Origin of the sequence: Candidatus Tisiphia endosymbiont of Empis tessellata, assembly GCF_964031035.1 — a bacterium.
Classification (GTDB): domain Bacteria; phylum Pseudomonadota; class Alphaproteobacteria; order Rickettsiales; family Rickettsiaceae; genus Tisiphia.
Window position 1 is genome coordinate 331,381 of record NZ_OZ034997.1, and the last position, 13,532, is coordinate 344,912.

Annotated in this window: 13 protein-coding genes, 1 tRNA gene and 2 pseudogenes; 12 read left to right on the forward strand and 4 right to left on the reverse strand. The window is 33.0% G+C overall.

Annotated elements, in window-relative coordinates; translation table 11 throughout:
- Nucleotides 1-3: 3 nt before the first annotated feature.
- The 5 genes from ubiB (at nucleotide 4) to AAHM86_RS01720 (ending at nucleotide 4,128) form a co-directional block, all read left to right on the forward strand.
- A complete protein-coding gene (gene ubiB, locus AAHM86_RS01700; RefSeq protein ID WP_342268055.1) occupies nucleotides 4-1,392 on the forward strand; it encodes a 2-polyprenylphenol 6-hydroxylase in 1,389 nt (462 codons plus the stop codon).
- Nucleotides 1,389-2,180, forward strand: coding sequence for an exodeoxyribonuclease III (gene xth, locus AAHM86_RS01705; RefSeq protein WP_342268056.1), 792 nt, complete (start codon nucleotides 1,389-1,391; stop codon nucleotides 2,178-2,180). Before ubiB ends, xth begins: the two co-directional genes overlap by 4 nt.
- A 196-nt stretch (nucleotides 2,181-2,376) precedes the next feature.
- A complete protein-coding gene (locus tag AAHM86_RS01710; RefSeq protein ID WP_342268057.1) occupies nucleotides 2,377-3,072 on the forward strand; it encodes a hypothetical protein in 696 nt (231 codons plus the stop codon).
- Between the two features lie 368 nt (nucleotides 3,073-3,440).
- Nucleotides 3,441-3,734 (forward strand): nucleotidyltransferase domain-containing protein, encoded by a 294-nt coding sequence (locus AAHM86_RS01715; RefSeq protein ID WP_342268058.1) that lies wholly within the window; start codon nucleotides 3,441-3,443, stop codon nucleotides 3,732-3,734.
- Nucleotides 3,721-4,128 carry an HI0074 family nucleotidyltransferase substrate-binding subunit gene (locus AAHM86_RS01720; protein ID WP_342268059.1) on the forward strand — a complete coding sequence of 136 codons (408 nt, stop codon included), beginning with the start codon at nucleotides 3,721-3,723 and terminating at the stop codon, nucleotides 4,126-4,128. The genes AAHM86_RS01715 and AAHM86_RS01720 overlap by 14 nt, the downstream gene beginning before the upstream one ends.
- Nucleotides 4,129-4,712: 584 nt before the next feature.
- Here AAHM86_RS01720 and AAHM86_RS01725 read toward each other — a convergent pair.
- Both AAHM86_RS01725 and AAHM86_RS01730 read right to left on the reverse strand, forming a co-directional pair.
- Nucleotides 4,713-4,946, reverse strand: a complete 234-nt coding sequence (locus AAHM86_RS01725; RefSeq protein ID WP_342268060.1) for a hypothetical protein — start codon at nucleotides 4,944-4,946, stop codon at nucleotides 4,713-4,715.
- A 31-nt stretch (nucleotides 4,947-4,977) separates the two neighbouring features.
- Nucleotides 4,978-6,207, reverse strand: a complete 1,230-nt coding sequence (locus AAHM86_RS01730; RefSeq protein ID WP_342268061.1) for an oligopeptide:H+ symporter — start codon at nucleotides 6,205-6,207, stop codon at nucleotides 4,978-4,980.
- 616 nt (nucleotides 6,208-6,823) lie between these two features.
- On the opposite strand from AAHM86_RS01730, the gene AAHM86_RS01735 reads away from it, so the two are divergent.
- From AAHM86_RS01735 to AAHM86_RS01765, 7 genes and pseudogenes are all read left to right on the forward strand, one after another.
- Complete coding sequence (locus tag AAHM86_RS01735; RefSeq protein ID WP_342268062.1) at nucleotides 6,824-7,240, forward strand: DUF2278 family protein; 417 nt, start codon at nucleotides 6,824-6,826, stop codon at nucleotides 7,238-7,240.
- Nucleotides 7,237-7,434 (forward strand): DUF2278 family protein, encoded by a 198-nt coding sequence (locus AAHM86_RS01740; RefSeq protein ID WP_342268063.1) that lies wholly within the window; start codon nucleotides 7,237-7,239, stop codon nucleotides 7,432-7,434. The genes AAHM86_RS01735 and AAHM86_RS01740 overlap by 4 nt, the downstream gene beginning before the upstream one ends.
- Before the next feature lie 39 nt (nucleotides 7,435-7,473).
- Nucleotides 7,474-8,856: a class II fumarate hydratase gene (gene fumC, locus AAHM86_RS01745; protein WP_342268064.1), complete on the forward strand. Its 1,383-nt coding sequence runs from the start codon at nucleotides 7,474-7,476 to the stop codon at nucleotides 8,854-8,856.
- 95 nt (nucleotides 8,857-8,951) lie between these two features.
- Nucleotides 8,952-9,212, forward strand: coding sequence for a type II toxin-antitoxin system RelB/DinJ family antitoxin (locus AAHM86_RS01750; protein WP_341747302.1), 261 nt, complete (start codon nucleotides 8,952-8,954; stop codon nucleotides 9,210-9,212).
- A gap of 86 nt (nucleotides 9,213-9,298) precedes the next feature.
- A pseudogene (locus AAHM86_RS01755) lies at nucleotides 9,299-9,484 on the forward strand (type II toxin-antitoxin system YafQ family toxin); the annotation flags it as partial.
- 102 nt (nucleotides 9,485-9,586) lie between these two features.
- Nucleotides 9,587-10,559: pseudogene (gene ftsZ / locus AAHM86_RS01760) on the forward strand (cell division protein FtsZ); the annotation flags it as partial.
- Nucleotides 10,560-11,094: 535 nt separating this feature from the next.
- The gene (locus AAHM86_RS01765; RefSeq protein WP_342268066.1) at nucleotides 11,095-11,964 is read left to right on the forward strand and encodes a TIGR01459 family HAD-type hydrolase; all 870 of its coding nucleotides are present in this window, start codon (nucleotides 11,095-11,097) and stop codon (nucleotides 11,962-11,964) included.
- A gap of 702 nt (nucleotides 11,965-12,666) precedes the next feature.
- Here AAHM86_RS01765 and AAHM86_RS01770 read toward each other — a convergent pair.
- Nucleotides 12,667-12,742, reverse strand: a tRNA-Ala gene (locus tag AAHM86_RS01770).
- A gap of 236 nt (nucleotides 12,743-12,978) precedes the next feature.
- Entirely contained in the window at nucleotides 12,979-13,530 is a 552-nt protein-coding gene (idi, locus tag AAHM86_RS01775; RefSeq protein ID WP_342268067.1) for an isopentenyl-diphosphate Delta-isomerase, read from the reverse strand.
- Nucleotides 13,531-13,532: the final 2 nt, after the last annotated feature.

The following is a 13,532-nucleotide window of genomic DNA, read 5'->3' on the forward strand; positions in this document are numbered from 1 at the left end:
TATATGATTAGCTTATTATTGAATTTTTTATATATATTAAGAGTGGTAAGCAAGCAGCAAATACTGACTTATCCTGGTACAATAAGATTACCATCTAGGTTAAAAATTCTTGGCTGGATGATAACCATAGTATTTTATCCAATTGGTCTATTGAAAACACCAAAAGATGATTTTGGTATAAGGTTAACCGATTGTTTTAAAAAATTAGGTCCTGTTTATATAAAATTTGGTCAAACTCTTTCCACAAGACCGGATCTTATAGGAGTTAAGATTGCCCATTATTTGCAGTCTCTTCAAGATAAGTTGCCACCTTTTAGCAGCAGTATAGCACGAAAGATTATTGATGAGTCTTTTGGTCAAAGTACCGATGAGTTATTCTCCGTCTTTGAGGATATACCAATTGCAGCAGCTTCGATTTCTCAAGTACACAGAGCTAAGTTGAAGTCTGGTGAATTCGTTGCAGTAAAAATATTACGTCCGAGAATTCATCATACATATAATAAAGATATTAAAATTTTATATATTCTTGCTAAACTAGTAGCAAAAATATTTATAAAATTTAAAAGATTGCGACCAGTAGCGGTAATAGATGTATTTAATACTACTATGAAATTTGAGCTTGACCTACGTTTAGAAGCAGCAGCAGCTTCAGAACTATCTGATAATCTGCAAAATGATGTTGATATATATATTCCTAAAGTTTATTGGCAACTGACTCATGAATATATAATAACCACAGAATGGGTAGATGGAATATCAATTTATGCTCGAGATAAGCTTATAGAGCAGGGCTTATATCTAACTAAAATAGCCCAAAGATTTGCTACAATATTTTTTAACCAAGTATATAGAGATGGTTTCTTTCATGCAGATTTACACCCCGGCAATATTTTAGTTAGGTCGGATGGTAGCATAGTATTACTAGATTTTGGTATTATGGGTAGGTTATCTGATAAAGACAGAATGGCAATTGCTGAAAGCCTATTTGGTTTTTTAAGTAGGAACTATAAGTTAGTAGCACTTGTCCATCTTAGGGCTGGTTATATTCCTCAGAATACCGATCTTGATCTTTTTGCTCAGGCGTGTAGAGCAGTAAGCGAACCGATTATAGGATATGCCGTTAAAAATATTTCCATAGGTAGGTTACTTGCACAATTATTTAAAATCACCGAAGATTTTGGTATGGAGGTGCAACCACAATTGCTATTGTTACAGAAAACTATAGTAGTAGTAGAAGGAGTAGGACAGCAGCTTGATCCAAAAATTAACGTATGGCAACTTATAGAACCATGGATCAAGAAATGGGCGGCTAAGAATCTTAGCCCAGAGGCAAAAATTCTTAGAATTCTAAAGTATGTTGTAGTGGAAATATTGGAGAGATTTAATAAATGAAAATAGTAACCTGGAATATTAATTCAGTACGCTTGCGACTTAGTTTGCTCAAAAAGCTAATTGATGAACATCAGCCTGATATTATATCACTGCAGGAGATTAAAACAATTAATGAACTATTTCCTTACAAAGCTATTAATGATATGGGCTATCAGCACATATATTGTTCAGGAGAGAAGTCTTATAATGGAGTAGCAATTTTATCAAAATTGCCTTTTATCAATAAATTCATTCTTGAATTGTATAATAGCGATAAAAGGCATGTAGCAGTAGAAGTTTTAGGTATTGAGATACATAATTTTTATGTACCAGCTGGTGGTGATATAGCTGATGTGAATGTTAATGAAAAATTTAAACATAAATTGGCATACGTCAAATTAATGCAAGAATGGTTAACCAATAATCGGAGTAAAGATAGTAAGATTATCATAACTGGAGACCTAAATATTGCCCCTCATGAGCATGATGTATGGTCTAGCCGTCAATTGCGTAATGTTGTCAGCCATACAGACATAGAGCGTTCAACTCTGTTGGAATTACAGGATTCCTTAGGTTTTATCGATAGTAGCCGCTATTTCATACCGCATAATGAGAAATGTTATACTTGGTGGAGTTATAGAAATATAGACTGGCAAAAATCTAATCGGGGACGTAGATTAGATCATATTTGGACTAGTTCTAACTTACAAGATAAGATGCTATCTGTTAGCTCCTTATCAGAAGCTAGGAATTGGCTTATGCCCTCTGATCATGTACCTTATTTTTTAACATTGGGGAGTGTTGAGTAAAAGGTAAAACTGTTATGTTAAATTCGTGTTATTAATGATTAATAATTTAAAAATTGTTGACATGAGTCCATCTCTAATTATATTAGATATGTACAATTATTTTTGTTTAATATAAAAATTGCCTTTTACGTTTAAATTATAAAAAATATCTTAATTATGTAAATAAGAGGGAAATGTGCGTTTAAGTACACTAATAATGATATTATCTGTTTTTCTATTTTTAACAGGGTGTGTTGGAGATAGGGTTTTGATGCCGAAGGCTAATTTAGCCCAAGATATTACAGGTATCCAAGTAACATATATTTTACCACATGGGGTTGAACAAAGTGCTGGGACAGTTAATGGACTAAGGTTCAAGCAATATAATTGTGGACCTGAGAGTAAAAGAGAAAGGTTACATATTAATTCTAAACACAATGGTTTGTTAATAGAAAGAAGGACTGACAATGGGGTGGCAGGTTCTGGTGTGATTTACAATGTTGACGTAAATACTATATCTAAGCCTGATAGCACATGGGTTATACTAACGCCTAAGACTCAAGAAACATACCAACAGGGTGTAGTTTTGCCATTTCCTGTGCCTGATTTTGATATAGAATCTTATTTATTAAGTGCTGTATTTGATTATGTATTTGAACTCAATTCAGAATATAATGGTGATTCAATAAAAGCAAACTTTGATCGCCTGTTAGGTAAAGATAGCACTAATTACAGATTAAACCTTAATGATGAGCAATTTGACATTTCTATAAAAATATATCCTTACAGAAATGGAACAAAAGTTGTTGCCAATATTACGATATATAATCAAAAAACAAAAAATGGAGTGATTAATGTGATTCAAAAAATAGAAAGAGTCAAAGAAGAAATACGCAGAATAGTTAATTCTTAAGCAAGGTTAAGTAAATAATCTTAGGTATAGCTAACACGTTTAAGGTAGGTGATAGCCTTGGTATCATTCCCGCGTAGGTAGCGGAATCTAAATATGATCTTACGATGTCATCCCTGCGTAGGTAGATATCTAAAATAACTTAACACCTATCTTGGTCATTTTTTAGATTCCTGCATACGCAGGAATGACATAAACCTTCGCGGGATGACATCGCTTTCTAGCTAAGCAAGATTAACATATACCTAAAACCTTTTCGGGTTAGCTATAATATAATTTTAAAATTGTGAAGATAACTTTATTGCAATCTAATCTTACCTCTTTATTATTTTAAAAAATTATTAAAATAATAGAAGGTATGGAATTAATAAATGAAAGTTCAGGACTATAAATTTTATAATGATTTAATATCACAGATTGTGGTTGAGGAGGTTTGGTTATTTGGTTCTAGGGCAAGGAACGATAATCAGGATAGAGCAGATATTGATTTAGCTATAGTATGTCATAATGCTACTACTAAGGATTGGTTGAAATTACAAGAAATTGTTAATAATGCTGATACACTCTTAAAAATAGATTGTATAAGGCTTGACGAATTAGAGGATTCATCAGACTTAAAATTATCTATAATACGAGAAGGGGTGAAATTATATGAAAGATCCTAAAATAGAGTTAGGTTTCTCAAAGCTAAGTAGAGCTTTAATATCTTTAGAAGATATTGTATTTAAGCCCGTGCTAGAAGATCGAAGTAATATAGATGCTACCATTCAAAGATTTGAGTTTACAATAGAACTATTTTGGAAATTATTAAGGGTAATTCTTGAAAGCAAAGGATTAGAAGTGCAATATCCTAAAGATGTTTTAAGAGAAGCATTTAAAGGACATCTGATTGATCATGAACAAGAGTGGTTAAAAATGCTGCTAGATAGAAATATTACCTCTCACACTTATGATGAGCAGCTAGCGGATAAAATTTATAATAATATTAGATCTTACATTCCCACATTAAGAAGTACATTTGATAAATTGAACTTTCTTAATCACTTACCTTACGTATAATCCCCATGGCGATTTAAAAGTTATAGGAAAAACAGCCTAGCGTCATTGCAAGGAGGTATAAGCCGACGAAGCAATCCATTTTGGTTATTTTTTGGATTGCTTCGTCGACCTACGGTCTTCTCGCTAATAGACGTTGACCACATACAACTTTTAAACTGCCCTGCCTAAAACCGCTGCCTCTTCGAACTTTCGACAGTTGTGGATCGTAGGTAACCTGAATTCGATGTAACAAGTTACATCGAATTCAGTATTATATATAGAAACAATCAGGTTTGAAGTGGCTGCCCACCTGATTGTTAAAATATAATACTCCATTCAATATGTGATTTTAATAATTAAAATCACATATTGAATGATGAAAAAAGTTAAAATGCACCCGCGTCAGCCGCTTCAAGAGTGCATTTTTCCTTATAACAAAGCAAGTATCGATATAAGAATTATTAATTCTTATATCGAACTGAGGTTAGGTAGCCACGTACTAAATGTACGCCTAGCACCTCGACCCTACGACTCCTGCTACTATCATGATTTTGATTCTATCGTCTATCAACTCTTCATTTACAAGCAGTATACCATTACTTACGTTAGCGTTTTTGGTCTACTTTTTCTGTACTCGTCTGTGCTATAACTTTATTTACAAACAGATAGCAAGGTAAAAATAAGAGTGCTAACCCTAAGTTAAACGTTGCTATCTTTAAGAATCCTTTTTTATATATCTCTAAGGACTCTAGACAATCTACTTCCCCATTTATGGAAGGGATTGCCATGAACTTCGATATTAAAATTCCTGCTAAATTAGCAAATGCTGCAAATAACATTATTATACCCATTACCAAGCCTTTTAAGTGTTTAGGTGCAAGTAAAGTTGCTTGTTCTTGTATTAATGGTCCTATACATAGTTCTCCAAGCCCTATAAATGCTATACCACTTACTAAGTATAGTAAATCCTATCTTTCCTTCTATATTTGCATTTAAACATCCTATATATAATATAAAAAAGCATATAGCCATGGTAGAAATACCAAAAGCAAATATAGGAGTGGTATATTTTTTATCAAATTTCATATATGCCCCTAATAGAGAACCAAATATTATAATTGAAAAAGGGTTTATTGCTTGAAAAACAGCAGGTGGAATTGTTAACCCCAATATTTCATTTACAACATTTCTTTGAGTAAATAAGTTGACTAGTGAGCCAAGTTGCATTTCTAATGCAAAAAAACACATAAAAAATGTAATTAGTATTAATAATACTGTTAATCTTTTTCTTTGTAGTGGCGATGATTTTACTATTATGTAAATAAATATACCTAAAATTAGAATACCACACAAAGCAAGTATATTAGCAAAGAACTCACTTGATATAAGCATTCTAGCAACTACAAGAGCAAAAAGAAGGCTAGCTATCATTAATATAGTAAAAATATTTAACCCTAGTATTTTCTTATTCATCAGTTCTGGTCGTGGGGAAATACCATTATCTCCTAACAAATGTTGAAATTTGATAAAAATAGTAAGTCCTAAGATCATACCACCCCCAGCTATACCAAAATCATAGTGCCAACCATATAAATAAGCTATATAACTACATGATATGGATGCCATGAATGATCCTAGATTTACACCTACATAAAATAAAGTAAATCCTCTACTTCGTTCTGGGTCGTCTTCCTTGTAACATGAACCTAACAAATTAGTTATATTCCCTTTAAACATACCAGTACCTACAGCAATTAACGCCAGGCCTATATATATTAGCTCAGACTCCAATTCAACTAAAGTTAAGGACAGGTGACCAATAGTGATAATGATACCGCCAAGTAGTACCATATTACGAAATCCTGTTAATTTGTCAGCGAGGAAGCCGCCAAGCACAGGACCTGCATAACCAACCGCTGCAAATAATGAATAGATGGCATAAGCTTTTGCATCTTCATACCCTAGACGGGAAGTCAAGAAAAGCACTAAAAGAGACCTCATCCCATAATAACTAAACTGATCCCACATTTCAACAAAGAATAGCATTATTAAAAATTTGGGAAACCTCGTTGAATTTGGTACATTTAAAATTGCACTCATAAAACACCTACAATATAATGTTAGAATTTGAATGTTATATGAAAGTAGGTCATTCTAAGGTCAAGCCAAAGAACTTACTAAAACTTAATAAGATTCTTTAGCACGCACGTCAAACGACAGCACTTTTCAATAACATTTTTTAAAAATTCACATAAATTAAGCAAGAAAACAAAAAATCGCGGTTAAATTATGTGTTGTTAAATTAAGAATTAAAGCTTTTTGGAAAAATAGAAATAAGGTGATTAGCACCAATACATGTGAAAATGATGAGGATATGAGGCAAAAGGAAAGAAGATAGAATTTTCGTTAGTATTTTTAACGATTATTGATAATCGAGGGTTTTTTAAATCATCTGATTCTTTTAACATAAAAATAACCTATAATAGATAGAAAATGTTATGCCATATATTTAATATGACATATTTAGTATAATATAGTAGGAAAAAGAGTCAAGTAATTTAAATATAAAGAATTTAAAATACGGTAGCATTTCACAAGCTTCTATAGTAGAATGAGCAAATCTACTCTGTATAAAAAGGTTATTAGTATGTTAAAAAATTATTCGTGTTTAAAGGGAATCGTATAACAGGATTTAGAAGATCATATAAAACACACAATGACTCATCATAATCTTATAGTACAAGCTAATGGATTAGACTATCAAGTAAATATAAACACTCAGTCCGATTCGATACCTAATGTTAAGGTGTACTATACCGATCAGTTCAATAATGAGCTATTAACTAATTTAGATAAACTAGGAAATGAAGGATTATTTAGTTTGGATAAGTTACCTTACACTTCTAGGCTTGATTATCTTCGTAGTGAAATTTTAAAAGTAGCTGATTTAAAGAATATGCTACCAAAATCATGGCAAGAAATATCAGCTTTGTTAGACCAATATCTTATATGTGGTACAAAAGTGTGTATTTTAGGTGAATCGTATTATGATAGTGAAACAATGCAAGAGATGCCTTATGGCTTACATCTAAGACAAACATATAATCATCTACCTCCTAGAATATACATATGAACCAAGGTGCTTCTTTAATGATGCCGCAAAGTGCAAGTAATGGTATTTATCAAGATGGAGCTATATTTGTAGAAACGCCTAATAATACAAATAAAGCTTTCTTCTTTAAATTCACGGAGCAATCTTTGGTTACTGATGATGACGGTAACCCTCTTGATGAACAAGGTAAGTCAAAAGCTTGGGCAGATGAATAGGCTCTTAATACAGATAGGTATGAAAAGGAAAAGATTGTTATGAAAAATTATAGAATTGAAACTGATTCATTTGGAGAAATTAAAGTAGATAATCAATCTTACTGGGGTGCAGGAACTCAAAGGTCTCTTGCAAATTTTAAGATAGGTAATCAAAAAATGCCTATACAATTGATTAAGGCACTAGCAATTTTAAAAAAATGTGCAGCAAAGGTCAATAAGGAATTAGGTGATCTTAAGCCTGAAATAGCAGAATCAATAGATCAAGCTACCACTAGAATATTAGATGGGGAATTTGATGATCAATTTCCTTTAGTAGTATGGCAGACCGGGTCTGGTACACAGACTAATATGAATATGAATGAAGTAATCGCCTCTATTGGTAATGAACAGCTAGTAGGTAAAAAGGGTGGTAAATCACCAATTCACCCTAATGATCATGTGAATATGGCACAATCATCCAATGACTCCTTCCCAACTGCTATGCATATAGCAACCGTACTTGCTAGTAAGCAACAATTGATTCCAGCCTTAACAAATCTGCATTCGGCGTTAAATACCAAATCTCAAGCTTGGAATAAAATAGTTAAGATAGGGCGTACTCATCTACAGGATGCTACACCTATAACTCTTGGACAAGAATTTTCTGGATATGTAGCACAAGTGGCATATGCTATAGAACGGGTTGAAGAGTCACTAAAAAGAGTATATTTCTTGGCACAAGGTGGCACTGCAGTAGGTACTGGTATTAATTGCCGTAAAGAATTTGCAATAAAATTTTCTGATAAAGTTGCCTCATATACTAACTATCCGTTCAAAAGTGCTGCTAATAAATTTGAAGCACTAGCTACTCATGACGCATTAGTAGAATTCTCTAGTACCCTAAATACTATAGCGGTAAGTTTAATGAAAATTGCTAATGATATTAGACTGCTCGGATCAGGGCCAAGATGTGGTTTTGGTGAATTACATCTACCAGAAAATGAACCTGGTTCGTCAATTATGCCAGGTAAGGTCAACCCAACACAAATTGAAGCATTAACTATGGTTTGTGTTCAGGTCATGGGAAATAATCTTGCAGTAACTGTAGCCGGATCAAACGGTTGCCTCGAGTTAAATACCTTTAAGCCTGTTATAATATATAATATTTTGCAGTCAATAGACTTAATGTCTTCTAGCATCAATAGTTTTGTTACGCACTGTATTGATGGGCTAGTACCCAATATAGAACGTATTAATAAGCTCAGAGAACAATCGCTAATGTTAATAACAGCATTAAATCCACATATAGGCTATGATAATGCAGCAAAGATTGCAAAAAAAGCCTATCAGGAAGGTATAACTTTAAGAGAAGCGGCTATAAAATTAAATTTTTTATCAGGTGAAGAGTTTGATAGCTTAGTGCTAGCAGAAAATATGGTATGATATAATGAGCAGATGAAGTCTTGCAAGAAGTCTATTGACATATATCACGATATATGTCAATGTTACGTACATTATATGTATAATAAGGGGAATTTATGGATAATGTTGACATTAGGCTACGTATTTCTTCAGAAATTAAGGATGAGGCAGAATTAGTATTTCATGAGATGGGTATGACATTGTCTGAAGCTATCAGGATATTTATAAAGCAATCTATCAATTCTAGAGGACTACCCTTTAGACCACATGTAAAAAAGCCAAACCTTGAAACTTTACAAGCATTTAAAGAAAGTGAAGAAGGTGATTACACTAAGTCTTCCTTGGCTGAATTTAAACAATCTTTAAATATTGACTAAAGTTGAAACAGATTATACAGGTTACAGTTTTTAAGCGTGACTTAAAGCGTATTGTTAAAAGAAATAAAGATTAAAAAAAACTATATAAGGTGGTAGAAATATTGGTACAAGCTATTCCTTTGCCAAGTAAATATCGTTCACACAAATTAATTGGAAATTATGGTTCGAAATATGAATGTCATATTGAACCTGACTGGCTTCTTATTTATGAAATAACTGATGACTTAGTTATATTACACCGCAGTGGTACTCATGTTGATTTATTCGAGTAATTTAAAACAACTCTTAACTATAAGGAAGGTTATTTTATGGTAGAAATTTTTGGATTCTTTACTATACTAACAACAATTTAACTTAACAGGTAGAGTATTATTATGGCTTTACATTTCAAAGCACCAGAGAATATAGTTCTTAAACCAGTTATTACAGTATTTGGTGTTGGGGGAGCTGGTGGTAATGCGGTAAATAATATGGTACTTGCAAAATTACAAGGAGCAAATTTTGTTGTTGCTAATACTGATGCACAATCACTGGAACATTCTTTATGTGATAATAAAATACAGTTAGGAGTTGCTATTACTAAGGGTCTTGGAGCTGGTGCATCTCCAGAGATTGGTGCTTTAGCCGCTGAAGAATCAGCTAACGAGATTAAGGGATACTTAGAGGGTAGCAATATGGTGTTTATCACTGCCGGGATGGGTGGAGGCACTGGTACAGGCGCTTCTCCGGTTGTTGCAAAGATAGCAAAGGAACTAGGAATTCTTACTGTCGGAGTGGTAACTAAGCCTTTTCATTTTGAAGGAAAACATAGAATTAGAACTGCCGAGCAAGGTTTACTAGATTTACAGAAATTTGTTGATACTTTGATAGTAATACCGAATCAAAATTTATTTCGTATAGCAAATGAGAGTACTACATTTGCAGATGCCTTTAAAATGGCAGATGATGTATTACATGCTGGAGTTAGAGGGGTTACTGATTTGATGATCATGCCAGGGCTTATCAATCTAGATTTTGCCGACATTAGAACGGTGATGAGCGAAATGGGTAAAGCTATGATGGGTACAGGAGAATCCTCTGGCGAGGATAGGGCAGTTAAAGCTGCTGAAGCAGCTATCTCTAACCCATTATTAGATCATAACTCAATGCGTGGTGCTAGGGGGGTTTTAATTAACATTACTGGTGGTACGGATATGACATTATTTGAAGTTGATAGTGCTGCTAATAGAATTAGAGAAGAAGTAGGTGATAGCGATGCCAATATTATTTTCGGCTCTACGTTTAATCCAGAATTAAATGGTGTTATTAGAGTATCGGTAGTTGCTACTGGTATTGATGCTGATCACTCAATAAGTAGCAGATCCCAACCTATTGAATTAATAGCAAGTACTACTACGAGTTCTGAACAGATGGATAGTCAGTCCAATTCGATAGAAACAACAATATTAGAAGAAATTCCAGATTTTGCTCAATATACTGGTGAAAAGCCTAGTTTAGTGGATTCTGAAACACAACATTTAAATTTAAGTGTTCAAGCAACATCAATTGATATGCTAAATCAGCAAACTATAAGCAGTAATGATGCAAAATCATCTTTACTAAGTAGAATGTGGAATTCACTCAGATCTAATACTACTCAAACTCAGGAGCAAATAAAAAAGCCTACACCACCTATTCTTCAGAAGGATAATGTAGAAGTTGATATCCATGATATTCCAACCTTTCTAAGGAAACCAAAATAATTTGTTAACATAATTTATTTTTTTATGAGAGATTTTTAGGGTAGGTTTTTAAATTACCCTACAATTTTTAACAAATATATTTTACTAAAAATATTTATTGTCTATTATCATCAGATTATCCTATAAGTATAGTGTGCAAAATGACAAAACTAGATTTTAGACATATTTCATCTGTAATAGATGATTATGATGTTTTTTTATTTGATCTTTGGGGAGTGGTAGTAGAAGGTAACCAAATTTATCCCGGAGTAGTTGACAATATTAACAAGATACTTAAACAACAAAAGAAAGTTTTTTTTGTTACTAATGCACCACGCAACACATTTTCCTTATTTACTAAAATTAACAGCTGGGGCATTAACGCAACGAAAGAAATGATTATTAGTTCTGGTGAAGTAGCAATTGATATGATACTAGAAAGTGATAAAAGATTTGGTATAAAAAATCCTATAGTTTATCATCTTGGTCAAGAAAGTAACGATCTTATGGACGGATTACAGACGCCTACCACCACAAACATAAATGAAGCTAATATTTTGCTGTTAACGCTTTATCGTGATGAAGGAAAAAATTTAAATTTGGATGAGTTTGACGATTTATTAAAAACTGCAGTTAAAAGAAACATGGTTAGCATATGTGCGAACCCAGACCTTGGAATTAGACAACAAGGAATACAGAGATATTGTGCTGGATACTTTGCTGCAAAAATAAAACAATTTGCTGGTGAAGTAATTTTTACCGGCAAACCCTATATAGAAATATATTATAAAGTATTAACCCAATTACCAAATATTGCATTGGAACGTATTCTTATGATAGGCGATACTTTCTATACTGATATTTTAGGAGCGAATAAAGTAGGAATTAATTCAGCTTTAGTATTAACAGGTAATGCTACAAAGTTTCATAACCAGTATCATACTATTGAAGAAAAAATGTACCATTTGGAAATTGCAGCAACTGAGCAGGGAGTAATGCCAAATTTTGTTATTCAATTGACTGCAGATTGACTCAGATACTTGAATACTTTGAAGAATTGGCTCTTGCAAATACTTGCGGGGTATTCGCCACAACTGTTGAAAGTTAAAAAAAACCGTCTATTAGCGAGGAGACCGTAGGTCAGACGTGTGAGTAGACCTAACCAATTGCTTGTTAAGCTCCTCCTCAGAACCGGACATGCAGAGCTACCACATCCGGCTTCCGAAAGGTAAGATAGGCTACAAGCCTATCTTGTTGGTTTTAGAACATTGAAATAGTCTTCCACTTGATTTGGAAAGAGTCAATCATTTTTTTTGTGTAAGTTAGCTTGATCTATATATATATTACATTGATCAACTCAAGCTTTTATCAAAGCATTATATTACAAATCTGTATTCTATCTTTCATTTTCAGACAAAATTCTCATATATCCAACCAACATTCGTAAAACCAATGACAAAAGTTGACGAGAAGTTTTGCTTAATTGTTTACCACAATTGTTAGTAAGATTGCACCACTCAGGTGGGATAAAATTATCCACCAAATTATAAAAAATGGTATCAGGATTTTCAATTAAATTGTCGGAAAAATTAACGATTCTATCATATTTCCTCCCCGTGAAAAACGGTTAAAAATAGACTATTTTGTAGGTCAAATTTGGAGACTTTTGGTGGGAAACCAAAATAAAAATACTTTTAAGAAATTATAAAAACCTTTGAAAGGTTGGAGATATTTGGTGGAGACAGGGGGAATCGAACCCCCGACCTTTTGAATGCCATTCAAACGCTCTACCAACTGAGCTATGACCCCTAAATACCCTATATATTCTTTTGCGGTGAGTATACTCATTATAGCTAACCCGCTTAGCATTTAGCCATAGTAAACTGATGTCATTGCGAGGAGAGGAGGCATAAGCCAACAAAGCAATCCATTGCTAATCACTTTTATGGATTGCTTCGTCGCTACTAAAGTAGCTACTCGCAATGACGTTTGTGAATTTGGCTAAATATTAGTCGGGTTAGCCATAGTCCAGTTTTATACTATAGTTATAAAGATGAATCCATAAATTTTTTGAATATTTCGTTATTTTCTAATATTTTAAGCTCTTCCTTACACCAAGGGGAAAATTTTGTTGGGTATTTTTCCATATATAACTTAAAGTCTACCCATTTAAGTAATTTTACTTCTGCTATTTCTTGTTCATTTATTTTTATGATATCATCTGATGAAGCCAAATATATCGGGCATATTTCATTTTCTACAATATTATTTATAGCAAATTTATAGCGATAATTAGCAATAATATCTACTCTCTGTAGGCTTACTAAACCTAATTCAAATTTTGCATGCCTATAAATTGCTTGTTCATAAGTTTCGTTAATTTGTGGATGTCCACAAAAACTATTTGACCAAAACCCACCCCAAGTTTTTTTGAGTAAACTTCTTTTTTGTATCAAAAATTCTTTTTTGCTATTGAAAAGAAATACAGAAAATCCCCTATGCAATGGAGTATTAGAATTATGAGCTTTTAACTTATCCTCTATTCCAAGGATATTATCTTGTTCATCAACTAATACCACATGTTCTGAGTATAACATAA